Below are 25348 nucleotides of genomic sequence, written 5' to 3' on the forward strand. Positions count from 1 at the left end.
GCCGGAATCAAGCCGATGTGCAGTCCGGCCTTGGCGCACCGAGGCACTGAGGCACCGACACCCTACCGACCGCGTGCCATGACCGTCCACCTCGAAATTGGGCAATGTCCCAATGCCAGTTGAAGGTTAGGACGGCGGGTGCTGCTTAGGTTAGGCAGACTTCAAATCATGGTCAACGGTTTTTTCCGTAGATCGCTGCAAAGCAGTAGCCAGAATCCACAGGTCGTCGACACCGCTGATTTTTCGGAAAGTCTTTTCAGCTTCCAGAAAGCCCGTGGCCGTCCAGCGCATCGCCATGTCCGCATCCCGGTAGCGCGTCACCCGGCGTGTGACGCGGCGCACCGCGCCGTTCGGGTTCTCGATGATGTTGGTCGTGCACAGGCAACGCATAAGCGCCGGCGTCAAGCCCAGTCTGTTGACCGTGAAGGTCTCTTCAAGTCCTTCAAGCAGCGAAGCTGCTGCGTCCGGATATTCGGTCTTGAGCCACGCTGCCTGCGTCTTCAGTTTCGCCAGCCCCTCTTTTTCTGGCAGCTTGTAGGCGGCTTTCATCACTGCGCTCACTTGCGAGACCACTTCCTTGGGCAGACGATCAGTCACGTTGCGCATCTTGTGAGTCCGGCACCGCTGCACGTGGGCCCGCTTGCCGAAGACCGCCTCGATTGCCGCGCGCAGCGCCTTGGAGCCGTCTATCACGAACAGATAGTTGCGCCCGCTCGACAGACCGCGCTCGATCAAACCATTCAACAGGTCCTTGACTACTTCTGCGTTCTCACTGGAGCCGCTCGCCAGCCCCAGCAGGTGCTTGCCGCCCCCGCTGTCCACGCCGATGGCCGCCAGAATGTGCCGCTTGTCGACAATGATGCCGTCCATGTAGATCGCCAGAATGTCCTTGTCATCGAAGCGCCGTGCCATCAGCGTCTCCAGTGCTTTCTCGCTGGCCTTGATGAACTGGCGCGACACGCTGCTTTTGGAGATGCCCACAGTGCCAGCCATCTTCGGCAGCACCTTCGCGTACTTGCGTGTGGACACCCCCGTCACCAAAATGTCGTGCACCCGCTTTCCAAGTCGCGGATTCTGGTTCAGTTGCTCGTACGCTGGAATCCCCACTTCGACGCCGCCTTTGTTACGCAATCGTGGGCGTTTGACCGCCAGCTTGCGCTCGTCCATCACGATCTGCCCACGCTGCGAACCATGCCAGCGGACCTCGCCACCCGATTTGCCCGGGTGTTTGTCACCCGCGAGCTCCATCGCGGACAACACGAGCAACTGTTCGACCAAACCGCGCCCGGCCTCGTGCATCAACTCATCAATGGTCGCGCGCGTGTTCTGAACCAGTTCCAACAACGGCAGCAGCATCTCACTATTTTCTGCAAAACAGGCTTTCAGCGCGTCAGCGTCTTGCTTTGCCACGACACTAAACGCAAGGCTGGCGCTGTGACGGGTTTTCTTGGTAGGCTTCATTTTGGCGGTTCTCCTGTCCGAGGTTTTCGTCGTTGGCAAACCCGATTGTCTCGGATTCACCAGGAAACCGCCGCCTTCAACCTTCAACTACGCTTGGGACATTGCCCGAAATTGACAACAGCAGTCTTCCAACAAAACGCTTGATTAACATGAGTTGTTCGCGCCTGAGCCCGTTTGGTTTGTCGCTGTCACGAGTCCAAAGCACGGACCGTTTCTTGTTTGGAAACGGTAATGGAAAAATTGGCAATTCTCGACTTGGTGTGTGGACGGCATGATGAGCATCCGAGACCTTGCGGCGCTCAAACGTGGCGATGCCACGCCTCAGCTACCAGCGGCATCGCACGAAAACAGGAACCACTGCCATGACCACAATTCATAAACGCCTGTATATCCAGGAAGTCGCGACCCGCGACGGCTTTCAGAACGAAAAGCAGTTCGTCGATACCGACGCAAAGATCGCCCTCGTCGATGCCCTGAGCGCGTGCGGCTTCGCGAAGATCGAAGTAACGTCGTTCACGTCGCCCAAGGCGATTCCCGCATTGCGCGACGCCGAAGCCGTGATGCACGGCATTACGCGGCGCGAAGGCGTGGTCTACACCGCGCTCGTGCCGAATGTGCGCGGGGCGGAGCGCGCGTTGTCGTGCGGCTTGGATGAAGTCAACCTCGTGATGTCGGTCAGCGAAACTCACAACCGCGCGAACCTGAGCATGGGCCGCGAGCAGTCGTTCGCCCAGTTGCGCGAGGTGATCGGCGTGGTGAAGTCGACGCCGGTTGCCATCAATGTGTCGCTGTCGACATCGATGGGATGCCCGATGGAAGGCGACATTCCCGTTGAAGAAGTGCTGCGCTGGACGGAAGAATTCGCCACGCTCGGCGTGCACGGCGTGACCCTTTGCGATACCACCGGCATGGCTTATCCGTCGCAAGTGAAAGCCTTGTGCGAGCGCGTGCGCAAAGTGTTTCCTGCGCTCGAACTGACGCTGCACTTTCACAATACGCGCGGCATGGCGCTTGCCAACACTCTCGCGGCGCTGGAGGCGGGTATCGATCGTTTCGATGCGTCGCTGGGCGGCATTGGCGGCTGTCCGTATGCGCCAGGCGCGAGCGGCAACGTCTGTACCGAAGAACTTGTGCACATGCTGGCGCTCGACGGCTACGATACCCGTGTCGATCTCGCTGCCGTGCTTAAGGCATCGGCGTTGTTGCCCGGGTTGATCGGCCACGATGTACCCAGCCAGATTCTCAAGGCCGGCCGCCGGCTCGATCTTCACGACACCCCGCCCGATCAGCAAAGAACAGCCGCACACGAAGGAGCTTGATATGGCCCTCATCGATCATCTGGATCATCTGGTGTTGACTTGCATCGACGAAACGGCGACTCGCCACTTCTACACGGAAGTCCTTGGCATGCAGCTCGAAACTTTCGGCGAGGGGCGCAGCGCGTTTCGCTTCGGCAAGCAGAAAATCAACCTGCATGTTCGCGGCAAGGAATTCGAGCCGAAGGCGCATCTGCCGGTTTCGGGCGCGCTCGACCTGTGTTTTATCGCAGCCGTTCCCCTGGACGACGTCATTGCACACCTGAACCAGTGCGACTGGCCGATCATCGAGGGGCCGGTAGAACGGACCGGTGCAACGCAAAAAATCCGCTCGGTGTATGTCCGCGACCCTGATCTGAATTTGATCGAGATTTCCGAACTGGTCTGATCCAAGGCGTTCAATTCGGCAGACGAATACCGGTCAGTCGCTCGCATGCTGCGATCAGGCCGTCCTGCAAACGCTCATCGCTTGCGGCCGCACTCGGCTTGCGCGGTTTCATATGGAAGAAATATTCGCCCGTCACGCTTGCTGCAGGATCGTCGCTGACCGCAAGCCATGCTTGCGTGCGCGGTGCGGCCTTCATGTCGTCGGGCGCACCCGCGCCGCCCATCCTGGTCGGCACCCATCCGGGATGGACCGCGTTCGATAAAACGCCCGGCCAGCGCCGTGCAACGCCGAATGCGAGCCAGAGATCGTGCAGCTTCGAATCCGAATAGGCGCTTGCGCCTTGCCACCTGCGCTGTTCCCACAGCAGGTCATCGAGACCCGGATCGCCGCCTTCATGCATGCCCGAACCGAGATACACGAGCCGCTCAGGCTTTTCGATCAAAGCTGTGAGGATGTAAGGCGCAATCGTGTTGATCGTGAAGACATGAGGCAAGCCATCGATGGTCTCGATACGCCGCGACTCGCGATAACCAACGCCCGCGTTATGGATCACGGCATCGAAGCGGCCAAGCCGGTTCACTTGCTCGGCAACGTCACGTGTTGCGTCCATACTGGACAGATCGCCCGATACCACCGCTTCCGCACATGGCACAGCACGCATTGCATCGCCGGCGCGCTTTTCGTTACGTGCATGCAGAACCACGCGATGACCCTGCGCCACCAGCAACTCTGCAGCCATCTGCCCGAGGCCATCGGCGGAACCCGTTATGAAAACGCGTGACATGTTTTTCGTCCTATATGGATCTGCTTAGATCTGATCAATAAGCGCCGCATCCGACTTCGTAAAAGATCTCGGCGATGCGGCAAACAGGGAATAAATCGTAATGCGGCGGAGTTTGAATGACGATAGCGTGCGCGTCATCGAATCAATGACACGAGGTCATCGCCAGCCGAACGCTTAAAAGCCCTGCAATTACGAGGTTTTCATAAGACGCGTGCTCCGCTACAGTAGCCGGTCACGTTCTTTTCGAGTGAGCGAAACATGGACGTACCGGAGCACACCGCAGAGATCGCCACGCCAACGCCGTCACAGCTCGTTTCGGCATCCGCACGCGACGCAGGCCTGAGCCTCATCCGTAACCTGTCGGTTCCCAAGGCATTTCCCGACGTTGCGCTGGAAGCGCAGTTCCTCGAAGACCATAGCCGGCGCTTCTGCGCCTTCCGGCGCGCGTCCGCGCTGCTCGCGTTGAGCGTGTGGGTCTGCTTCCTCTGGTACGACTTCAATTTCGGGCGCGTGAGCACGGTGCTCGAACCCGTGTTCATGGACATCATGGCGCTGCGGTTTGCGGGCATCGTCTGGCTGATGTTCGTGCTGAGCCTGGCTCTGCGGGGTTCGTTCGCCACCCATGCCACGTCCCAGCGGGTGACGCTCATGGGCGTCTACGGCTGCAACCTGTTGCTGCTCCTGCTGGTTTCCATCACGCCACGGCCGTTCAACTACACGTGGTATTTCGTCGGCCTGTATTTAGTCTTTTTCTTTCAGTTCGGTTTCTTCTATCTGAAGTCGAAGGTCGCGTTGACAGCCGCCGTGGTCACGTTTTCCAGCATCATCCTGCTGCAGCTCACCATCCGGATTCTTTCGCCCGAAGATTTCTACATGGGCATGTTCTATCTGTTCAACGTGGTCGTGATCGGACATGGTGTGTGTGTTCACGCGGAACGGGTATCGCGCGAACGCTTTTCGGCCGAGCGCGCCCTCGGCGTGCTCAACAACGAATTGCTCACGGCGAACGTACAACTGGAGCGCAAAAACCTCGACTTGCTGGCATCGAAAAAGGATCAGGACACAAAAACCCGCGCGCTGATATCGCTCAAAGAGCAGCAAACGTTGGCCGCGGAAACGGCCAGCAAGGAGAAGTCCAATTTCCTCGCCGCCGCCACGCACGATCTGCGGCAACCCATGCACGCGCTCAACCTCTTCCTGCAAGCGGCCGCCGAAGCCGTGCGCCACGACGACGTGACCGAAGCGGCGAGGCTTATCGATGAATCCGGCCGTTCCTCCGTGATCCTCGCGCGATTCCTGAACGCCGTGCTGGATCTCTCGAGGCTCGAATCGGGTCGCGTGATGCCGCGATATCACGTGTTCGACCTGAAGCTCGCGGTGTTCGAAGTCGCCGAGCAATTGCGGCCGCTTGCCGCCATGCATGGCGTCGACCTGCGCCTGCGCATGCCTGCCGCGCCCGTCTACGTGCGCAGCGACTCGCACTGGCTTCAACGGGCTATTGCGAACCTGGTATCCAACGGAATTCGTTACGCCGATGCCGTCAAGAATCCCAAGCCCGTTGTGATCGTGGGCGTGGTGCGCTCGGCGACGCGTACGCGCATCGATGTGGTCGATAACGGCATCGGCATTGCGTCCGAGCACTGGGACGCAATCTTCCAGCCGTTCTTCCAGGTCGGCAATGCGGAGCAGGACAACGATCGCGGGCTCGGGCTGGGATTATCGATCGTGAACGCGGTGGTCTCGATGCTGGAGGAGCATCGGATCGAACTGAAATCGGCAGAAGGCCGTGGTTCGCGTTTCTCGCTGGAAATGCCGATTTGCGGCTCGCCGCTTGGAGACGCCGCGCCGCGCGCAAAGGGCGACACCGCTGACTATCATGAAGTGCCGCTCGAAGGGCTGTATGTACTGTTGGTCGAGGATGACAGCCTCGTGCGGGCATCGACGGAAGCGCTGCTCGTGCAATGGGGCGTGCTGTTCGATTCGGCCAGCAGCTTCGAGGAGTTCGAACAGATACTGGGTTCGATCGAGCGATACCCGGACCTGATCATCACCGACTTCCGTTTGCGCGATGAAAAGACCGCCCGCGAAGTCGCGATGCTCGGCGCCGCCAAGTTGGGCCGGCGTTGCCCATGTCTGGTCGTGACGGGCGAGCCCGCCGCGACGATCGTGCCGCTTGCCTGCGATCACGACGTGCTGAGCAAGCCGGTGAGTCCTGCGGAACTGCGCAGGCAGATTGCATCGCTGATATCGGGGAGGTCGTTTGCTGAAGCGGCCTGGCGGTGCTGAAGGAGAAGATCGAGCCAGTGCTGACGCGGTGATTCGAATGTACTTGGTTGCAATGGGCAGGCGACTCGCCTGCCCTTGCGTTTCTTATTTTTGGTCTCTCAGATCCTGCCCAACCCCCGCTTACCTTGCCGGCACCGCGGCACTACCCATCGGCATCTCAATTCCTCGGCGCGCCATCTCTACAATCAGGAAGGTTCGCCGTGTCACATGAAACCGCGCGAGGAGATCGCTCGAATACTCCTTCGCGGTGTTCTCGCTGATATTCATCTTCCTGGCGATCGCCTTGTTCGATAAACCCTGCAGCAAATAACGCAGCGTTTCCGTCAGCCGTGGCGGCAGGTTCAGCGACTCGACCGTCACGCCTGAATGCGTCGATACCGGCTTGGGGCTGTGGCCGCCCTTTCCAAGCACGCTATTGGGCAAATATACCCGGCCGCTCAGGATAGTCTTGAGCGCCTCGCGAAACACGCCCGCGCCTTGCTCACTCGCCTTCGATATAAATCCGCATGCGCCGCTCCTGATGCATTCCAGCACCGTATCGCGGTCATCTTGTGCGGACAGCATGATGGTCTGCACCTCGCGCTCCTGTTCCCCGATCCAGTTCAGCAGATCGAGGCCCGTGGAGTTCCCCCGCAATTGATAGTCGAGAAAGACCAGATCGTACGAGCCGCCGGAGAGTTTCTCCTTGGCCTGTTCGATGCCGTCAGCCTCATCGATATCGAGTAACGGTTCATTGGCAAGGATCAGGCTCTTCATGGCGCTTCGCGTGAGCCCCTCATCCTCGACCAGCAGCACCGTCTTGAAGTTACCGTTTTCCATTGCCATTCCCAAAAATCACGATTCGATGGTACCGGTAAGGTGACCTCCCGCAACCCCTCCTTTCGCAGGGATCAGTGGGAGGGTATTCGATCCCCCCGAAAATCGCGCGCCATGCCCCTCCTCGACCGGGTTTTGCGGCGAACGCTTAAACGCGACACTGCGTCATCGACTCTGCAACACCGCCATCACCGAACTCGAAGCTGCAGCTAGCGAGAGGAGACACGGTCCGGCGTTCCACTCACATAAAAACCACGAGGAGGACATCATGAGCAGTCGTTCAGGCACCGATGACGAGAGACACTTTGCGCTATGGAGCGGCAAGCAGGCACGTATGCCTGTCGGTTCGCCCCGCGTGTTGATCGCGCATCAGGACAAGCTGATTGGCGAGTCGCTGGCAGCATTACTGCGGCTTACCGGATTACAGGTGATGCAAACGCAGAACCTGAAGTCAGCGCGTTCATTGCTGCAGAACTGGAAACCCCAGGCATTGATACTGGATACGCGGCTCGACAGCGATTCCGGTTACGCCTTCATCAGCGCGCTACGGCCAGACGCCGACATGACCGGCCGCCTACTGGTCGCAATCAGCAATATCTGGCCGGCGGACCCCATCGAAACGTTGAAGCATGCCGGATTCGATGCCCATTGCCGCCGCCCCTGCGCCACCTGGCGCCTGGCGGAAATGCTGACCACCTACTTTTCGATACCGCAACGCCGCAGCTACTAAAACTTGCCCGGGGTCCCGGCTTCAGCCGATCGCCATGACGATCAGCACCGCGCCCACCACGGCTACTGCATCCTCTACCAGCGCGGCAGGCAGATCACGGCCAAACGCACGCGCCAGCGCGCCTCGGGCGCTCGCCCCGCCAAACGTGCCGATGACTGCACCGATCAAGCCGGCCACCGCACCACCGATCATCGATCCGGCCGCCGCCCCTATCGCGGCGCCGCTCACGGCACCGGTCACAAGCCGCGCGCCGAACTGCATCGGCACTTTGCGGCTGGGCGTCTTGGGCAACTGGTCTGTCACGAGTTCGATGAGGGCGAGCACCGTCAGGATGTACGGCGTGATCGTCGCGCCGAGAAAAGCCAGCGGCGTGTGCTGCAGCGGCAGGAGGCCAAGGTGCGCGGCCCAGCTTACGGCGGCGGGCGCGGTCATCGCCCGGAGACCGGCAATCACGCCGATGAGCAATGCCAAAAGATAGAGGGACATCAAAAGCTCCGGTGGTTCGAAGAAGGAAGATCGGGACTCAGTGAGCCAAACGCAGTTCGCGTTCCCGAGCAATATCCGAACTCAATCGATCAAGGAAGGACCATGAAAAACGGCGCGGAGTCCAAAGACGTCCGCGCCGTTTTCCTATAGAGCTCAAAGCAATTTAAAACGTGCTCCAGCCGTCATCGCCGGCAGCTTTCAGTTGCGCGATGCGAACGGCCGGCGCTCGTTTCTGCACGCCCTGTGCACCCCTCGCAATCGCACGAGCTTGCGGCGCCGCGCTCGCCGCCGCAGAACCCTCCATCTGGAAAAACGCAACCGCATCCATCAACTGGCGCCCTTGTTCCTGCAGCGAATGCGATGCCGCCGCGGCTTCCTCCACCAGCGCCGCGTTTTGCTGCGTGACCTCGTCCATCTGTGTGATCGCCTGATTCACCTGTTCGATACCGCGCCCCTGCTCGATCGATGCCGCCGCGATCTCCTCCATGATGTCCGTCACGCGCGCCACCGCCTGCGTGACTTCGGCCATCGTCTCGCCGGCCTGCCCGGCAAGCACCGATCCGCTCTGGACCTGCTGCACCGAGTTTGCGATCAGCTCCTTGATCTCCTTGGCCGCGCTCGATGACCGTTGCGCCAGGCTGCGCACCTCGCTCGCCACAACGGCAAAACCGCGTCCCTGCTCGCCCGCCCGCGCCGCTTCCACGGCCGCATTCAGTGCCAAAATGTTCGTCTGGAACGCGATACCTTCGATCATCCCGGTGATTTCCGCAATCTTCGCCGAGCTCGCGCTGATGCCGTGCATGGTGTCGACCACCTGGCTCACGACCTTGCTGCCGCGCTCTGCGACATTCGATGCACTCGATGCCAGAGCGCTTGCCTGCTGCGCGTTCTCCGTGTTCTGCTTCACCGTCGATGTCAGCTCTTCCATGCTCGCCGCCGTTTCCTCCAGCGACGCCGCCTGTTCCTCCGTCCGTTGACTGAGGTCGGTATTGCCGGTGGCAATCTCGGTGGAAGCGTTGGCAATGCTTCCGCTGCTTTCACGCACGCGGCTCACGGTTTCGATCAGGCGCGCGTTCATATCGGCGAGCGCGCCGAGCAACTGGCCGGTTTCGTCCTTCTGCATCACCACGATGCGGCTGCGCAAGTCACCACGCGCGACCGTGCTGGCGACATCGACTGCACGGCGGATCGGGACGGTGATCGAGCGCGTAATGAACACGCCCGCGGCGGCTGCCAACGCAAGCGCGGCGACGCAAAGCGCGACCATCCAGTTGCGCTGCGTCTGGTATTGCTCGTCTGACTCGCGCACCATTTGCTCCTGACGCCCACGCGTGTATTCCGCGTAAGCGTTCGTGGCCCTGACGAGCGCGGCCAGCAAGGGCCGGCATTCGTTGTCCATCTTCACGATGGCCTCGTCGTGCTTGCCGCTCAGCGCCAACGCCACGATGTCATTCGCGACCGGCCCGTAGAGCGATTCCACACGATCCACCTCGCTCACGAGGCTGCGGGCGGTGTCGCTGCTGTCAGGCCCGGTTGCGACCATGGTTTTCAGGAGCTTGAGCTTCGTCTGCACATCTTCCGAGGCCTGAATCACTTCGGCTTTTTCGATCTCGAGGTCCGATGGTTTCGTGACGAGCACGAGATTGCGCGCGGCGATTGCCCGGCGATCCACGGCCGTGCGCACTTGCGTGGCGACATCGGCGCGGGCATTCGGGCCATGCACATAGCTGGAGAAGCCGTCGGTCGACGCGCTTAAAGCGTGCAGCGACATCACCGAAACGCCTAGCACGATGACGGCGAGCACACCGAATCCTCCGATGAGCTTGCTCTTGATGGACACGTCCTTGAGATTCATGTGGCGACTCCTGCCCTCACGGGCATAACGGCTGAGTTGCCGCTGCGGCCTTTGCCCCCAAAGAACCGCCAGCGGATCGAGTGCGGCGCGGGCGGACCGGTTTTATCGATGGTCCTGCCCGCGGCCCATGCCTGTCGCAAAGTGCTTTAAGACGGCGAGGCTCTCACCCCTCGAACGCGATAAACTTTTTTCGTGATGCTCCGTCGCACATTTGTCGATCCAGGCAATGTGTTTATCGACCGCCAGAAAAATTGCTTGAGGAAAAAGATGCAGATCTTTTACTGAATTTCGCAGCGCCCGTGTTTCTGAGGGATTTTTTGCCGACGCATACGACAAAGGCGCACCCGAGGTGCGCCTTGTTGATGTTGACCGCGCTATTGCGCGCGTCAGTCAGGGATTTTCACGACCGGCTGGAATCAGCCGCGATCGTCGACCCAGTTGCGAGCCCATTTGCGGGAGTGACCAATTGCCTGCGCTTCGTCCTTGAAGTAGTCAAGGGCGTGAAACTGATAACGATTGCCTTTGCCCGTGCCGCTGTTACGTTCAAGCAGCAAATTGGATGCGAACAATCCGTCCGGCAGACGATGTGCGAAAGCTATGACTTTGTAGCCGTGATATTGCGAAATTTTAGAGTTATCGTTTGAGTTATGCATGGGTGATACACACGAATGAACGCCGTCCCACAAAAGCTTGTGCAAGGACGCGTCGTTGCTGGCACGAGGCCATGAATTCGCAGAGGAGCAGCAGAAATACAGCAGAAAGCAGCCCGAGGTACAGCGCGGCGACGAACTCAAAACGTTCGCAGCTTAATCGCGATGTAGCAGCGGAGTGTTGCAGGAGATTGCAGGGGACTAAAGCGGCAGAGGACTAATGCGACAGCGGACTAAAGTGGGGATGCAACACATGCAAGCAGAGGCAGACAGGTGCAATGCTGATGGCAGCGGCGCCGTGGAACCTGATAACTCAAAGATCACCTGGTTGATACGGCTGCCGCAACCGGGAGCCAAAGCTCCGCGAAACGCTTGATGCACGTGTGAACCGGTACGAACCAATTCACACGTTAAAACCAATTACACCGTCAATTACAGCGGGGTAATGTTCGAAGCTTGCAGACCCTTCGGGCCTTGCTTCGTTTCGAAGCTAACCTTCTGGTTTTCGGCGAGGGTCTTGAAGCCTTCGCTGCGAATTTCCGAAAAGTGGGCGAAGAGGTCGTCGCCGCCTGCGTCAGGCGTAATGAAGCCGAAGCCCTTGCTGTCGTTGAACCACTTGACGATACCGGTATCCATATTAAATCCTTGAAAATATAAAGATGATGCAACCTCTGAATGAGGCGAGAGAAGTTTCAAGGAAGTGAGAGGACAACAAATACCGCGGAGATGACAACGGAGAATGATGAACAGCAATCGAACTTCTTGAAATACTTCGACCCTCAGATTACGGCCGCTGAGGAGCCGTGTCAAGCTATTTCGGACTGAGCTTAGTCACGCAATGTGACTATTCGCCCCATATCAGCCCCGCAGCACCTGCACATCCGCCTGCACACGTCACTCCGGCACGGCAATATCGCCTGCAACGAGGCTTGCGCCGTACTGCTCGGCGTAGTCGCGGGCGGTCTGTGCATCGGGGAAAAGCGGCATGTCCGCACAGCCCACGAACGGATAGATCACACGCTTGTCGGACAGGCGCGTCACGCGCAACGTGGGCATGGTGCCGCCCGTCGCGCGCCGGGACGATACCGCCACGTTGTAATTGCTCCGCACGGCAGGTTTGTCGAGTGAGGACACGGCGCGAGGAAGGTCGAGTGAGGATGAGTAACTCATAGATCGGAGATGGATTCGCCGGCTACGCTGCCGTCGATCAGTTGCTCGGCGTAGCGCATCGACGCGAGGCGCGCTTCGCCCGAACCGGTGAAAGGGCTTTCGCCCGGCACGCGATAGACCCGGCTGGTCGTGGTGCTGTCATCGATACCGCGCCGCGAGATTTTCACGGCGGCGTCGAATCCTGAGTCGTAATGCCGCGAACCGTCCGCGCCACGCGGCTTGTGGGGGTAGATCAGCGGGTAGATTTCAAGGCCGCGGTAGCTTCGTACTGTGTCATTCATGATCATGCTCTTTCGGTTGTGCGCGAGGTCCCGAGATTCCGTCACGCGGTATTGCTGCCTGGCTCTCAGCCCAGTTCATGTGCCGTCGTTCATTGCGCCGTCATTGCCTGTCTTCAGCGGCACAGGCGCTGCCGCAACAGCCGGCGTAGCCGGCCTGAAGCGCCTCACCGAATGCGAAAAGCGCCCGCTGCGCACGTTGTAGAGCGCGCCTGCCTGCACCTTTCCGTCGATGATGTCCCGGCCGTACTGCATCGCCAGTTCAATCGCCGCGTCCGCGCTCGCCGGCTCCGTGCCCTTGAGGCCCGGCGAATATCGCTTCGAGGTCGCAGTGTCGGTGGGAACCGAGTCGATCTGGACGATTGCGGAAAATCGCTTCGGGCCTTTTGCGAACGGATCGCCGTGGGGCGGGAAAATCTGCTGCGAATAAGCACGCAGTGCAAAGCCGCGATATTCGCTGATATGGATGGTCATGACGCACTCGCTGAACACACTGCGCTGACCGCCGTGGAAAACACCTGATGAACCGATAGAGAAAACAGGCGGTCATCGGCATCGGAACGATTAAGAATGCGCCGAATTGGTGTTTTGGGCAAGGCAAATCGGAGTAAGCGCCGATTCCGGGGATGCTTGCCGCGCGGATATGTCCCGACAGTATTTAAAGCGATGGATGAACTCTCCGGACGATTTTCCCGTTTTCATGAGTCCGGAGTTCAAAGCGGTATTCAAAGCGGTATAAGTGGCCGAATTGTTAATCCGCAAGCATAAAGCGCCGTTTCAAATATTCTTGAAACAGCGCTTTTAAGCTGGACTGCAATCAGGTAGAAACCCGCGCCTCCGGCTGATCTTTCTGCCGCAGCGTTGCCGGCAGGCCGAAAAGCAGAATCGCGGCGCAAACCAGGCTCATTGCCCCGATTGCATACAACGCTGGCGTCGTGCTGCCCGTCAGGTCGCGGACCCGCCCGACCATGACCGGGCTCACGATGCCGCCGAGCTGCCCGAGTGTGTTGATCAGCGCGATGCCCCCTGCCGCTCCGGCACCCGTCAGCAGTTTGGGCGGCAAGGCCCAGAATGCGGGGATCGATGCGACCACGCCGCCGCCCATCACGCCCAGTGAAATGATGAGCAAGCCGGTCTGTTTGTCGAAGATGCCTGCGGCGAAAAACCCGATCGCCGCCATCAGCAACAATCCGGAGACGAACTTGCGGCGCTCGCCGGACGCATCGGAAAGACGGCCGACGACGACCATGCAGATCGCGCCGCAGATGTAAGGCACGGCGGTCAACAGACCGATCGTCGTCGGGTTGTGTGTGCCTGCGCTGCGAATCAGTTGCGGCGCCCAGAAGTTGAGTCCGTAGGACGCCACCTGGATCAGGAAGTAGACCAGTCCGAGCGTCAGGAACCCCGGCGTCGTGATTGCGCCCCAGAGCGATTTCCCGGCGCCCGAGTGCGGGTCCTGACGCACGATACGGCTTGCGAGCATCGACTTTTCGGTGGGGTCGAGCCAACCCGCGTCTTCAATGCGGTCCTTCAAAACCTTGAGCACGAGCACACCGAGTGCTATGCACGGCAAGCCGCCGAGCAGGAACAGCCAGTGCCAGCCGCGAATCCCGAGCACGCCATCCATGTGGCCGAGCACAAGGCCCGAGAGCGGTGCGCCGACCAGCCCCGAAAACGCGGAGGCCAGGAACAGCAAGGAAGTGATGCGTCCGCGATGACTCGCCGGGAACCACAGCGTGAGGTAATACAGCACACCGGGCGCAAACCCCGCTTCCATCGCGCCGATGATGAAGCGCAGCCCATAGAACTGCCATTCATTGCCCACGAACACCATCAAGCTCGTGGCAATACCCCAGGAAATCATGATGCGCGCAATCCATCGGCGGGCGCCGACTTTGTACAACATCAGGTTACTTGGGACTTCGAACAAAACATAGCCGATCACGAAAAGGCTTGCGCCGAGGCCGTCGGCGGTGTCCGAGAAACCCAGGTCGCTTTGCAACTGGAATTTCGCGAAGCTGATGTTGATGCGGTCGAAAAAGGCGAACAGATAGCAGATCATGATCAGCGGCATCACCCGCCACGCGACCTTCCGGATGATCGCCTTGAAATCGGTTTCGTCTTGCTCGTGTACTGCGGTCGCCGTGGCGCCTGGAACGCTCATGATCGTCTCCTGCCGGACTGGTTGTTATGTCCGGTCATCGTTATTGAAGGTAATGAAGGTGATGACGGCGACTATTGAACCGCACCTTCGCGGCGCAGGCGGGCAACGTCCTGCGAATCGAAGCCGAGATCTTTTAATACGGAATCCGTATGTTCTCCAAGCGAAGGCCCCTGCCAGCGAACTTCGCCTGGAGTGTCCGAGAGCTTGGGTACGATGCCTGGCATCTTCACCGATATCCCACCGGGCAGCGCTGCATCGAGCAACATGTCACGCGCCTGGTAATGCGGGTCCGCAACGATGTCCGCCACGGAATAGATCCTGCCCGCAGGTACTGCCGCTGCTTCGAGCGCGGCGATCACGTCTTGCGTGCAATGGTGCGAGGTCCACGCGGTGATGGCGGCATCCAGCGTTTCGCTCTGCGCGGCGCGACCGTCGTTGCGGGCGAGCGCGGGGTCATCGGCGAGATCGGCGCGGCCTATTACGTGCATCAGGCGCTTGAAAATCGGATCGCTGTTGCCCGCAATGACGACATAACCGTTGTCTTCGGTCGGATAGGTATTCGATGGCGCAATGCCCGGCAACGCGCCGCCGCTGCGCTCACGCACATGGCCGAGCAGATCGTATTCGGGGATCAGGCTTTCCATCAGGTTGAACACGCTTTCGACCAGCGAAACATCCACCACTTGCCCGTCGCCCTGCCCCGTCTTCACGCGCAGGATGGACATCAGCGCGCCGATCACGCCATGCAGCGACGCGAGCGAATCGCCGAGACTCACGCCCACGCGCGCCGGCGCACCATTGGCTTCGCCGGTCGTGTAGCGGATGCCGCCCATCGCCTCGCCGATCGCGCCAAAGCCCGGACGGTCGCGATACGGTCCGGACTGGCCGTAGCCAGAGATGCGCACCATCGTGAGCCTGGGGTTGATTTCGTGCAGGACGTCCCAGCCGAGGCCGAGTTTTTCGAGCGCGCCGGGACGCAGGTTCTCGATGATGACATCGGCGTCCGCAACAAGGCGCTTGACGACATCCACACCGTCCGGCGACTTGAGATTCACGCACACCGACTTCTTGTTGCGCGATTGCAGATACCACCAGAGTGACGTGCCCTCGTGCAGCTTTCGCCATTTGCGAAGCGGGTCGCCATTGTCGGGCGCTTCGATCTTGATCACGTCGGCGCCGAACTCTCCCATCAGCCGGGCGGCGAACGGCGCTGCGATGAGCGTGCCGATCTCGATTACGCGAATGCCTGCAAGCGGTCCGGCCATGATGCATGTCTCCAGAAATGTCCAGTCTGAAGACAGCTTAGGAGCGCGCCGCGCCCCGCGTCCAACCTCAATTCACCAACGACCGTTCGCGAACGGCGAACGCTCAAGCCGGATTCTGTTCGCGTTGCTCGACCGAAAGCAGGTGATCGAAGAGCATTTTGCTGACGGGAGACAACGCGCCGACGTCGCGCACGACGACGATCAGATCTCGCTGGCTCCAGGGCTCATCGAGCGTGACGGCCGTTAGTCCCAGCGGGCGGCCGACCGTGTTGAACACCTTGAGCGGCAGCACGCTGATGCCAAGACCGGTCTGGACCATGCGGCACACTGCATCGAAACCCGGTACCTGGATGCGCAAGCGCAGGGGCTTGCCCGCCTGCCGTGCCGCCATGTGCGTGCGCAGGTTGATGGAGCTTGCCGCGTGCAGCCCGACATGATCGCCGTCGAGTGTCTCGACGAACGCGACCTTTTCGCGACTCGCGAGCGCGTGATCCTCGCGCATCACGACGACGAGCGAATCGTGCCGATAATGCGACACGTGCAGCCCACGGGTATCCGCTTCGCCCGAGCAGATGCCGACATCGGCGAGGCTGTCGGCTATGCCCTCCACCACGCCGCTGCTAGGCCGTTCTTCCAGGTCGAGCTTGATGCGTTCGTTCATCGAAAAGAAAGCGCGCAGGTCTTCCGGCAAGAATTCGACGATGGCCGAGAGGTTCGCCATCATCCGCACATAACCGCGCACGCCGGTTGCATGCTCGGCAAGTTCGATGCCGATATTCTCGACATCGCGCAACACGCGGCGTGCGTGGTGCAGCAGCGTTTCTCCGGCCGGCGTGAGCTCCATGCCGCGCGCACGGCGAACGAACAGCGCTGCGCCCACGGCCTGTTCGAGTTCCAGCAGACGTTTGCTTGCAGCCGAAACGGCGATCGCCTCGCGCTCGGCAGCGCGTGTGAGCGTGCCTTCCTCGTAGACGGCGAGGAATAGTTGCAGCGTGGTGAGGTCAAGCCGTCTCAGGAGGTTTTTGAGTGCCATGCGCGGGTCGAGCGTCGTGGGGCGGAAGATGCCCGATGTTACCCGAGGCGTCCTAAGAGCATCAGTCCTGCCGTGTCTCGCTCCATCCGCCGCCAAGCGAACGGTAGAGCGCAACCGCCGCAAGCGCGTGCTCGCGCTTCGCCTGATTCAACGCGTCCGAGTCTTTCAGGTAAGCGTCCTGCGCCGCGAGGACATCGAGGAAACCGCTCGCGCCGCCCTTATACAGTTGCGTGGAAAGCCGCAGCGACTGGTCGGATGACTGCAACGCGTCTTTCAAACGATCTGCCTGCTCCGACGTGCTGACGAGATCGCTGCGCGTGTCTTCCACGTCTTTCAACGCCTGCAGCATGGTCTGCCGAAGGCGCAGATCGGATTCCCGCATGCGGCTTTCGCTCTGTTCGATACCCGCGGTGATGCGCCCCGCGTTGAAGATCGGGCTCGTTGCGTTGAGCGCGGCGCTGAAAAGGTTGTCGGTGAGCGTAGGCAAGCCGACGTACGACGCTGCCAGCAAGCCATCGGTCAGCTGCAGCGAAAACTTCGGATAGCGATTCGCGTTCGCCACGCCGACTTCCGCCGCGCGCTGCGTGAGTTCGGCGTAGGCGCTGCGGACATCGGGACGACGCAACAGCGCTTCTGACGGCAGCATTTGCGGCACGGCATCGGTCGGCGTCGGGATTGCGGCGGGCGTGGCGAGCACGAGGGTATCGACCGATTCGGGCGTGCGCCCCGAGTACACCGCGATCAGGCTCAACTGATGCTGAATCGTCGATGCCGCCCGCGGCAAGCGCGATTGCAGTTCGCTCAACTGATTCTTCGCACGGGCTACGTCGAGCCGCGTGGAGAGTCCGTACTGCATGCGTTCTTGCGTGAGTTTGAGCGCGCGTTCGCGGATGGCGACGTTGTCTTGCAGGATCTTCTGCTCGCTCTGCGCCCATCGAAGATCGACATACGCCGACGCCGTATTTGCCGCGAGCGCGAGACGAAGTTCATCGACGGCGTGTTGACGGCCGGTCAGTTGCGCTTCTGCCGCCAGTAATTCGAGGCGTTCTCCGCCGAAGACATCGGGCGCCCAGCCAAGCGCGACGCCAAACCCTGCATCACGTACGTAACCCAAAGGCGGCGGCGCGTTCTGGCGGGTGTTCGCGGCCGTCGCAGTGGCGTCGAGCTCGGGCAAGAGCACCGCACGACGTTGCGTGGTGACGGCCTGCGCCTGTTTCACGCGCTCGATCGCCGCTTGCACATCGAGGTTCTGGCTCAGCACCGACGCCACCAGTTCGTGCAGCACCGGGTCGCCGAATTGCAGCCACCATGCGGCGGTATCGGCGTTGTCCTGGGGTGCATCGACGCTCCAGTTTTCGGGTGCAACCGTCTTTACCGTCGATGGCAGGTCCGCGTGCTGCGCGGGTTGAACGGCGCATGCCGCGAGCATCAGCCCCGGTATCAGCGCCATCAGCGCCAGCAATCTTTTATGCATGATCGACCTTAATGAGCGTCAGGAGAAGGCGGAGCAGCGCCGATTGGCCGCGCGAAAATCACGCTGATTGCGCCGATGGCAAAGCACATCGAGAGTACGAAGAACGTGTCGGAGAACGTGAGGACGAGCGCCTCGCGCATCACGAGCGCATGCAGGTTCGCAAGGCTGGCGCTGGTCGCATTCAACGCGTCGCCGGCGGCCGACCCCCAATGCGCGAACTGGCGCGTGAGGAATGCCTCGGTTTGCGGGTTGCCGGTCGTGACGCTTTCGCTCAGGCGCTCGTAGTGGAAATTCAGGCGGTCGTTGAGCATGGTCGCGCTCACTGCAATGCCGATCGCCCCGCCGAGATTGCGCATCAGGTTGAACAAACCGCTTGCCGACTTCAGGCGTGATTGCGGCAACGAACCAAGCGCCATGGTGACCACGGGCGGCACGAGGAACTGCTGTCCGATTCCGCGCAGCGCTTGGGGCAATAACAACTGCTGCCAGCCCCAGTCGTTGGTCAGCGGCACATAGAAATAACAGCCGACACCAAAACACACGATGCCGAAGATAAGGCACCAGCGCATGTCGACGAGACGGGAAATGTAGGCGTATGCGCACAGCGACATCAACTGGAACACACCGACCGAAAGCAACGCAATGCCGATCTGCAGCGAATCGAATTCGCGCACACGGCTCAGGAACAACGGCGTGAGAAACACCGAAACGAAGATGCCGATGCCCGTCACGAACGACAGCAGGCAGCCGATCGCGAAGTTCCGGACCGCGAGCGCACGCAGGTCGACGACAGGATCCTTTGCAGTAAACGCGCGGACGAGGAACAGAAAGGCGCAGATGGCGGAGATCCATGTACAGGTGACGATCACGTCATCGCCGAACCAGTTCTTGCGCGGACCTTCTTCGAGCACGTATTCCAGGCAGCCGAGAAAGCCCGACATCAGCGCAATGCCCAGGTAGTCGCCTTTTTTGAGCAAGGCCAGATTCGGTTCATCGATATGAACGAACTTCGGCACCAGAATGGCAACGACAAGGCCCGGCACGAGGTTCAGATAAAACAGCCAGTGCCACGACCATTGCGATGTGATCCAGCCGCCGATCACCGGGCCAATGGCCGGCGCGAGCGATGCAAGCGCGCCGATCGTCGTCGATGCAATCACGCGCTGCTTACCCGGGAACAACACGAACGCCGTGGTGAAAACCGTGGGAATCATCGCGGCGCCGAGCGCGCCTTGCAGACCGCGAAAGAGGATCATCGAGTTGATATCCCATGCGAGGCCGCAGAGCATGCTCGTGATAGTGAAGCCGACCGCCGAGGCTACGAACAACCATCGTGTGGAGAAGACTTTCGAGAGCCAGCCCGACATCGGGATCACCAGGATTTCCGCGATCAGGTAGGACGTCTGCACCCACGAGAGTTCGTCCTGGCTTGCAGACAAGCCTCCGCCGATGTCCTTCAACGACGACGCCACGATCTGGATATCGAGCGTCGCCATGAAGAAGCCCAGGCACATCAGCGCGAAGGCGAAGATGCGTTGCTTGACCGGCTGGTCGGCGGGAGTGAGGGGCGCGGCGTTCATGAATGGCTCACGCCGCCGAGGTGCACCGTGACCGTTGCCGAGAGTCCGGCGCGCAGCACGTTCTCCTTGCCGGGCGGCACGTCCAGGCGAATTCGCACGGGTACGCGCTGCACGATCTTCGTGAAGTTGCCCGTGGCATTCTCGGGCGGAAGCACGCTGAACGTCGCGCCGGTCGCGGGCGCCAGGCTTTCTATGTGACCCTGGATCACGTCGCTCGCGGCATCGAGCGCCACGTCGACCCGATCACCCACGCGCATCTTCTTGAGTTGATCCTCCTTGAAGTTTGCATCGACCCAAAGGCCGTCCGCCGGGACGACGGTCAGGAGCGCCGCGCCCGTGTTTGCCAGCATGCCGACGCGCGCCGTGCGATTGCCTACGTAGCCATCGACCGGCGCGCGAATGGTGGTGTATTCCACATTCAACTCGGCAACGCGACGCAACGCGACGGCGGTCGCCACCTTTGCTTTCGCGTCTTCGACCTGTGCGGCGAGCACGGCGAGCTGACGGGTGGCGGCAAGCGTTGCGGCGTTGCTGTTGTCAAGCGTCGCGCGGGCCTTGAGAAAGTCGGCATCGGCACGTTCGACTACCTGATTCGATACCGCCTCGTCCTTCACCAGTTGCCGATAACGCACCTGATCCGACGCGCTGCGCGTGACTTCCGCCGACGACGCCCGCGCCTGCGCCTGACTCTGGTTGATCACGGCAGCCTGCAGTTGCTGCCGCGCAACCAGTTCATCAACCGATGCACGTGCGCTCTTCAGGTCGGCGTCGGCCTGGGCGAGACGGGCATCGTAGTCGCGGGAATCGAGGCGGACCAGCACTTGTCCGGCCTTCACGCGCTGATTGTCGGCGACCAGCAACTCGGTCACGAAACCGTTCACCTTCGGCGCCATGACGGTCACGTTTCCGCCTACATAGGCGTCATCGGTGCTCTGGACAAAACGCAGCACGGTGTACCAGTAAGTGGTGGCAGCGGCCACCACGACCAGCACGACGATGATCGCCGCCGGCATCCAGCCGATCCGGAACGAGCGCCGGGCGCCTCCTTCAACGGCGGGAGATGCGGTGGACGCAAGCGGCGTGGAAGGCGTGGTCATGTCGTTTCCTGTTGGTTGCATCGGATATCTTTTAAGCGCGTGGTCATTCGCTCGTCAGCCGGAACAGTTCGCGCCGCAGGCGCGCGGCCTGACGCCGCCCGAACTTCGCTTCGAATTCTTCCTGCGCCGCATGCCAGTAGCGCAGTGCATCGGCGAGCCTGGCCTGGCCAATCTGTGTGAGCGTGAGTTGCAGCCTCCTCTGGCACGGACCGCCCAGTTCCGCCGATACCAGACCGTTGCGCAACAACGGCTGCAGCACGCGAACGACCGTCGTGCGTTCCATCACCATCGCTTGCGCAAGCTCGGCCATCGTCATGTCGGGCGCGCGTTCCAGCGCCGACACGATGCTGAATTGCGTCGGCGTCATGCCGGCCGCCGAGAGATGCCGCTCGTAAAGCTGCGAGATATGGCGTGCGGCCTGCCGGAGGGCAAAACAGTCATCATGTCGGGGTGGACGGGTGTGCATGTGCACAGACTAAGTGTGTATATGCACCTAGTTAACCGTCATCGCGCACATCAAATTGATGTTGAATCAGTCAACAATGGAATGGAATCGATGCAAAAGGAGGATGAAAACCGACGCTTCAGACTTCGAAGAACTCGGATGCATGCTCGATGAACGCCCGCACCTTGGCCGGCAACAAGGTCCGGCTGCTATAGGCGAGACGGATCTCGATGGCGCCATCGATTATCTCGAAGTCGTCCATCAGCGAAACCAGCGTGCCGGCCGCAAGCTCGTCACGCACCAGCGCGGAAGGCAGCACGCCCACGCCAAGTCCCTGCAACACGAGGCCGCGGTTAAGCAGCGCATTATTCGATGTCATGTCGGCCTTGGTCTGCACCGTCAATTCGTCGCCGTCGCCCAAGCGGAACGTCAGCATATGCTTGCGGATGGACGGATGCATTGCGACGAACTCATGTCCGGCCAGGTCCGCGGGATGAATGGGCCGCGGCTTGTCCGCCAGGTATTCGGGCGTGGCCACGATCACGAGCGGGATGCGTTCAAGCAGGCGCGTGACGGTGGTGTCGCTGGTCAGCATGAAAGGCAGCACGATGCCGAGATCGTAACCGTCGGCGACCAGATCGACGGGACGCTCCGTCAAGGTGACATCCACGCCGACCAGCGGATAGCGGCGTCGAAAGGTGGCGAGCAGCGGCACGAGGCGGCTCAATGTCGCCGTGGTATGGGAAACCACACGCAGGTTGCCGCTTGGATCGCTGGCACGGTTCGACGCCTGCGTTTCCAGCGCATCGAGTTCATCGAGCACGCGCGAGCAACCCTCGAAAAACTTCTCGGCGGTTTCCGTCAGCGAAATATGTCCGGTCGTGCGATGAAAAAGCCGGTTACCGAGCCGCTGCTCGAGCGTGGAGATGGCACGCGATACAACCGGTGGCGAGACGCCAAGCAGATCGGCGGCGCGCGTGAAGCTTTTCGCCTCCACGACCGCCCGGAACACTTTCAGGCTTGTCAGATAGTCCATCGCTCGATCCTTGAGAAAGCCGCGCGTTTCAATCTTGATGTCGGGCGCGGGCGTCGTCGGGATTGTGCGGCAAATCCAGGATTTGGACTGGAATGGCAAGACTGGCTTGCCTGTGACTTAGAAAAGATGGGGTGGCGTGCGGTCGGTCAGGCTGCGTGGAAGGGTTTCATCGAGCGTCAGTTCAATATGCGGCAGGTCGGCCAGCTTGCCGTGGAATTCAGTGACATCCTCGCTGGTGAAAAGACCATCGAGGTAATCAAACGTAATCTGCGACGCAATGTTCTGCAGCGCTTTTTTCTCGCTCGCTTCCGGCTCCGATTCCAGTTCGTCGACGTCCAGCGACACGACAAAGCCCTTCTTTTCACGATGCTCGATCGCGCCGATGTCGATCAGTTTGCCATCGCCGTTTTGCGCCAGAACGCGATGGTCGGTTGCGAACAACTTGAAGGTGTAAGCGAGACTTGCCGCGAGGCTCGCCGGAGCGGAGTCGTCGGCCTGCTTGGGTTTGGATGCCATGGTTCGGTCCTCGGTTTCAAAGATTTCAGCCGGCCTCGCCAACGTCTTTCGGGTCGGGCAAGTCGGTGCCGCTACCGGGTTTGGGCGGTGCGGGCTCGCCCTTGGGCGAGTCCTTCTCCGCGTCGCTCAGTTGCCGGTCTGCTGCAGTGGCATCGTCGTCACGTTGTTTGGGCGGTGTGTCGCGTGATGATTCTGTTGCCATGGTTCAGTCCTCGGTTGAAATGGATTCAGGTGCCCCGGCCGGTCTTCGCCTGAAGCTCTTCAATTCTTCGCGACGCCTCCGCTTTATTCAGCGATGCATCGAATGGTTCTTTCGCTTCTTCCGACAACGTCTTTAAATACGATGCCTGCGCGCCGGTCATTGCTTCGTCGCCCGTGACCCAGTCGGCAGGATCTTTTTCGGCGTTTGAAGTGGGATGGCTCTTGGGGTTTTCATCGGCTGGCTGATTCGGTTGATTGCTCATGATCGCGTCCTGGTTGAGGTCACAAGTCCACAGCAAGCCGTGTTCCAAGCACCCAGGACGTTTTTGCCGGGAGCGTTACTTGCTTGACTCAATTCATCGATAAAACCGGGCGGCGACTCCAGCCGAATAACAATGACATTCTCCCCACGCGTTCTTTTGATGATCGGCAGTTTGATCGCGGCATCGGCTGTCCCACTTTACGCCGATGGCCAGCAGCAAAAGCCCAACAAGCTCGAGTCCGACAGCACGCCAGCCTACGACGAGCACAACACCACGTCGCCCGCGAGCGCCACGAGTTCGTCCGTGGCGCGGGACAACGCCCTCAAGCCCGCGCCGGGCAAGGTGTCGGCGGGAAAGGAACCGCCCAGCGGCCGCGAGAACGGAATGGGGCTCGATGCTGGCGCAAGCAGCATGAGCAAGAAGCCCTGAATGCTTTCAGGTTTTTTCGGGCCAGGGCCAGCGGGTGAGGCCCGAGGCCTCTGAGGCTTCCGGTTCAGGTTCGCCTTCGGCGGGAGGTGCTTTCAGGCCTTCCGCGAACCACGCGACGTCTTTCCTGCGCTCGGCCACGTATCTGGACCACCCTTGCGGATTGCCGGCAAAAAGGTCGTGCTGCACTGTCGATGCCAATAAAGGACGGTTCAGGTTTTCGTCGAGCAACGACTTCGGCCAGAGAAAGAACGCGCTGGCTGCGCGATCCGATACGGTTCGCGGCGACATTGCGGAATCGATGAAACCCAGCCATGTAAAACTCACCAGCGAATCTTCCGCGACCAGCGCCTCGCCAAGCGTCGCGTGCCGTGCGCCGCTGCGTGACAGGCACGAGAGCGCTTCGAGGACATCGCCCAGATGCAGGAGCAGCGCACGTCGTTCGTAAGCATCATCTTTCATCAACGTCTCCGGAATGTTCGTGTGATTGCGCGAGTGGATGCGAGCACAAACCGGAGCACGAACCGGTCCAGCGTTCGTCCATGCAAGGATCAGCTTTCGCGCTTCTGGAAACTCACCCGATAATCATTCGGCGACACGCCCAGCCGCTGCCGGAACACGATCCGCATCCGGTCCGCTGTCCCAAAGCCGCACTCGTACGCGATGGTCTTCAGCGGCGTGACCGTGCTTTCGAGCGCGTTGCGCGCGGCATCGATACGCGCGCGTTCCACGAAATCATGCGGCGTCAGTTCGGTCGCCTCCACGAAAGCGCGGGCGAAATTGCGTTCGCTCATGCCAGCGATCTGCGCGAGCTTCTCGACCGTGAGCCGCTCGCCGATATGCTCCATCACGTAAGCCTGGACCCGGGCGGCGGGTGAGGTTTCGTCGGCGGGTGCACTCAGGTAAGGACTGAATTGCGACTGGCCGCCACGTCGCTGAGCAAACACCACAAGCCGTTTCGCCACCGCCAGCGCGACCGTCGAGCCATGATCCTCTGCGACGAGTGCAAGCGCGACATCGATACCCGCCGTCACCCCCGCCGACGTGACGAGGTTTCCGTCGCGAATATGAATGCGGTCGAGCTCCACGTTAGCCTTGGGAAACATCCGTGCGAGTTGCGGCGCGTTCTGCCAGTGCGTCGTCACATGACGGCCATCGATCAAACCCGCATGACCCAAGGCGAATGCGCCCGTGCAGATCGACCCGTAGCGATCGCAGCGGGACGCGACATCGCGCAACCAGGATGTCAGGCGCGGGTCGGGTTGATCGACGGGAAGCGCCGGGCCGCCCGCGACCAGCGCGATATCGAAGCCGCCCTGCGCTGCATCGCACGTGAGATCCGCAAGCATGCGCGTGCCGTTCGACGCGCGCACCGGCGTGTCGTCGACACCGACCAGCGTGATTGCGTATCCGTCGTCCGGCGCGACAAACCCGTTCGCTTCGGCGAAAACATCGAGTGGACCGGCTACATCGAGCGCCTGCACTTGCGGAAAGATCGCGATGGCGACGCTGCGCATGAAGTCGTGCTCCTCAAGAATTTGCGGGGGTTTTTCGGTGCTTGGCAGCAGACGCCGTGCGGTTGGCAGGCTTCGACGGATGACATCGATTGCCGCAGCAACCCGCCGGGG

Annotated in this window: 28 protein-coding genes; 5 read left to right on the plus strand and 23 right to left on the minus strand. The window is 60.7% G+C overall.

Features of this window, described 5'->3' with window-relative positions; genetic code table 11:
* Window positions 1–150: 150 nt before the first annotated feature.
* Window positions 151–1461 (minus strand): IS256 family transposase, encoded by a 1311-nt coding sequence (locus AX768_RS26675; protein ID WP_062003698.1) that lies wholly within the window; start codon window positions 1459–1461, stop codon window positions 151–153.
* Window positions 1462–1823: 362 nt separating this feature from the next.
* On the opposite strand from AX768_RS26675, the gene AX768_RS26680 reads away from it, so the two are divergent.
* A complete protein-coding gene (locus tag AX768_RS26680) occupies window positions 1824–2780 on the plus strand; it encodes a hydroxymethylglutaryl-CoA lyase (RefSeq protein ID WP_062003079.1) in 957 nt (318 codons plus the stop codon).
* A gap of 1 nt (window position 2781) precedes the next feature.
* Complete coding sequence (locus AX768_RS26685; protein ID WP_062003080.1) at window positions 2782–3165, plus strand: VOC family protein; 384 nt, start codon at window positions 2782–2784, stop codon at window positions 3163–3165.
* 10 nt (window positions 3166–3175) lie between these two features.
* Here AX768_RS26685 and AX768_RS26690 read toward each other — a convergent pair whose 3' ends face one another.
* Window positions 3176–3949, minus strand: a complete 774-nt coding sequence (locus AX768_RS26690; RefSeq protein ID WP_062003081.1) for an SDR family NAD(P)-dependent oxidoreductase — start codon at window positions 3947–3949, stop codon at window positions 3176–3178.
* 258 nt (window positions 3950–4207) lie between these two features.
* Between AX768_RS26690 and AX768_RS26695 the strand changes: the two genes are divergently transcribed.
* Window positions 4208–6235, plus strand: a complete 2028-nt coding sequence (locus tag AX768_RS26695; protein ID WP_062003082.1) for an ATP-binding response regulator — start codon at window positions 4208–4210, stop codon at window positions 6233–6235.
* 120 nt (window positions 6236–6355) lie between these two features.
* Here AX768_RS26695 and AX768_RS26700 read toward each other — a convergent pair whose 3' ends face one another.
* Window positions 6356–7054, minus strand: a complete 699-nt coding sequence (locus tag AX768_RS26700) for a response regulator transcription factor (RefSeq protein WP_062003699.1) — start codon at window positions 7052–7054, stop codon at window positions 6356–6358.
* A gap of 265 nt (window positions 7055–7319) precedes the next feature.
* Between AX768_RS26700 and AX768_RS26705 the strand changes: the two genes are divergently transcribed.
* Window positions 7320–7781 (plus strand): response regulator, encoded by a 462-nt coding sequence (locus AX768_RS26705; RefSeq protein WP_062003083.1) that lies wholly within the window; start codon window positions 7320–7322, stop codon window positions 7779–7781.
* Window positions 7782–7802: 21 nt separating this feature from the next.
* On the opposite strand, the gene AX768_RS26710 is transcribed toward AX768_RS26705, so the two are convergent.
* The 18 genes from AX768_RS26710 to AX768_RS26790 all read right to left on the minus strand — a co-directional run bounded on the left by AX768_RS26710 (window position 7803) and on the right by AX768_RS26790 (window position 23294).
* Complete coding sequence (locus tag AX768_RS26710; RefSeq protein ID WP_062003084.1) at window positions 7803–8267, minus strand: hypothetical protein; 465 nt, start codon at window positions 8265–8267, stop codon at window positions 7803–7805.
* A 163-nt stretch (window positions 8268–8430) separates the two neighbouring features.
* A complete protein-coding gene (locus tag AX768_RS26715) occupies window positions 8431–10122 on the minus strand; it encodes a methyl-accepting chemotaxis protein (RefSeq protein ID WP_062003085.1) in 1692 nt (563 codons plus the stop codon).
* A gap of 416 nt (window positions 10123–10538) precedes the next feature.
* Window positions 10539–10775, minus strand: coding sequence for a hypothetical protein (locus tag AX768_RS26720; RefSeq protein ID WP_062003086.1), 237 nt, complete (start codon window positions 10773–10775; stop codon window positions 10539–10541).
* A 429-nt stretch (window positions 10776–11204) separates the two neighbouring features.
* Window positions 11205–11408: a cold-shock protein gene (locus AX768_RS26725; protein WP_056365119.1), complete on the minus strand. Its 204-nt coding sequence runs from the start codon at window positions 11406–11408 to the stop codon at window positions 11205–11207.
* Between the two features lie 258 nt (window positions 11409–11666).
* On the minus strand, window positions 11667–11942 hold the full coding sequence (locus AX768_RS26730; RefSeq protein ID WP_062003087.1) for a DUF6723 family protein: 276 nt from the start codon (window positions 11940–11942) through the stop codon (window positions 11667–11669).
* Entirely contained in the window at window positions 11939–12223 is a 285-nt protein-coding gene (locus AX768_RS26735) for a hypothetical protein (protein ID WP_062003700.1), read from the minus strand. The genes AX768_RS26730 and AX768_RS26735 overlap by 4 nt, the downstream gene beginning before the upstream one ends.
* Before the next feature lie 75 nt (window positions 12224–12298).
* Entirely contained in the window at window positions 12299–12694 is a 396-nt protein-coding gene (locus AX768_RS26740; protein WP_335340481.1) for a hypothetical protein, read from the minus strand.
* A 343-nt stretch (window positions 12695–13037) separates the two neighbouring features.
* A complete protein-coding gene (locus AX768_RS26745) occupies window positions 13038–14384 on the minus strand; it encodes an MFS transporter (RefSeq protein WP_062003088.1) in 1347 nt (448 codons plus the stop codon).
* A 71-nt stretch (window positions 14385–14455) separates the two neighbouring features.
* Window positions 14456–15649, minus strand: coding sequence for a CaiB/BaiF CoA transferase family protein (locus AX768_RS26750; RefSeq protein ID WP_062003089.1), 1194 nt, complete (start codon window positions 15647–15649; stop codon window positions 14456–14458).
* Window positions 15650–15752: 103 nt separating this feature from the next.
* Window positions 15753–16682 (minus strand): LysR family transcriptional regulator, encoded by a 930-nt coding sequence (locus AX768_RS26755; RefSeq protein WP_062003090.1) that lies wholly within the window; start codon window positions 16680–16682, stop codon window positions 15753–15755.
* Between the two features lie 61 nt (window positions 16683–16743).
* Complete coding sequence (locus AX768_RS26760) at window positions 16744–18156, minus strand: efflux transporter outer membrane subunit (RefSeq protein WP_062003091.1); 1413 nt, start codon at window positions 18154–18156, stop codon at window positions 16744–16746.
* An 8-nt stretch (window positions 18157–18164) separates the two neighbouring features.
* A complete protein-coding gene (locus AX768_RS26765) occupies window positions 18165–19736 on the minus strand; it encodes a DHA2 family efflux MFS transporter permease subunit (protein ID WP_062003092.1) in 1572 nt (523 codons plus the stop codon).
* Window positions 19733–20833 carry an HlyD family secretion protein gene (locus AX768_RS26770; protein WP_062003093.1) on the minus strand — a complete coding sequence of 367 codons (1101 nt, stop codon included), beginning with the start codon at window positions 20831–20833 and terminating at the stop codon, window positions 19733–19735. Before AX768_RS26770 ends, AX768_RS26765 begins: the two co-directional genes overlap by 4 nt.
* Window positions 20834–20876: 43 nt before the next feature.
* Window positions 20877–21200 carry a MarR family winged helix-turn-helix transcriptional regulator gene (locus AX768_RS26775; protein ID WP_335340482.1) on the minus strand — a complete coding sequence of 108 codons (324 nt, stop codon included), beginning with the start codon at window positions 21198–21200 and terminating at the stop codon, window positions 20877–20879.
* 217 nt (window positions 21201–21417) lie between these two features.
* Complete coding sequence (locus tag AX768_RS26780; protein WP_062003701.1) at window positions 21418–22314, minus strand: LysR family transcriptional regulator; 897 nt, start codon at window positions 22312–22314, stop codon at window positions 21418–21420.
* Between the two features lie 117 nt (window positions 22315–22431).
* Complete coding sequence (locus tag AX768_RS26785; protein WP_062003095.1) at window positions 22432–22830, minus strand: hypothetical protein; 399 nt, start codon at window positions 22828–22830, stop codon at window positions 22432–22434.
* A 25-nt stretch (window positions 22831–22855) separates the two neighbouring features.
* Window positions 22856–23032 (minus strand): hypothetical protein, encoded by a 177-nt coding sequence (locus AX768_RS33355; protein WP_172812028.1) that lies wholly within the window; start codon window positions 23030–23032, stop codon window positions 22856–22858.
* Window positions 23033–23057: 25 nt separating this feature from the next.
* Window positions 23058–23294 (minus strand): DUF3072 domain-containing protein, encoded by a 237-nt coding sequence (locus tag AX768_RS26790; protein ID WP_062003096.1) that lies wholly within the window; start codon window positions 23292–23294, stop codon window positions 23058–23060.
* A 132-nt stretch (window positions 23295–23426) separates the two neighbouring features.
* On the opposite strand from AX768_RS26790, the gene AX768_RS26795 reads away from it, so the two are divergent.
* On the plus strand, window positions 23427–23723 hold the full coding sequence (locus AX768_RS26795; protein WP_144022073.1) for a hypothetical protein: 297 nt from the start codon (window positions 23427–23429) through the stop codon (window positions 23721–23723).
* 6 nt (window positions 23724–23729) lie between these two features.
* Here AX768_RS26795 and AX768_RS26800 read toward each other — a convergent pair whose 3' ends face one another.
* A complete protein-coding gene (locus AX768_RS26800; RefSeq protein WP_062003098.1) occupies window positions 23730–24182 on the minus strand; it encodes a hypothetical protein in 453 nt (150 codons plus the stop codon).
* Window positions 24183–24271: 89 nt separating this feature from the next.
* Entirely contained in the window at window positions 24272–25237 is a 966-nt protein-coding gene (locus AX768_RS26805) for a GlxA family transcriptional regulator (RefSeq protein WP_062003702.1), read from the minus strand.
* Window positions 25238–25348 lie beyond the last annotated feature (111 nt).

Source organism: Burkholderia sp. PAMC 28687, assembly GCF_001577465.1.
Taxonomy (GTDB): Bacteria; Pseudomonadota; Gammaproteobacteria; order Burkholderiales; family Burkholderiaceae; genus Caballeronia.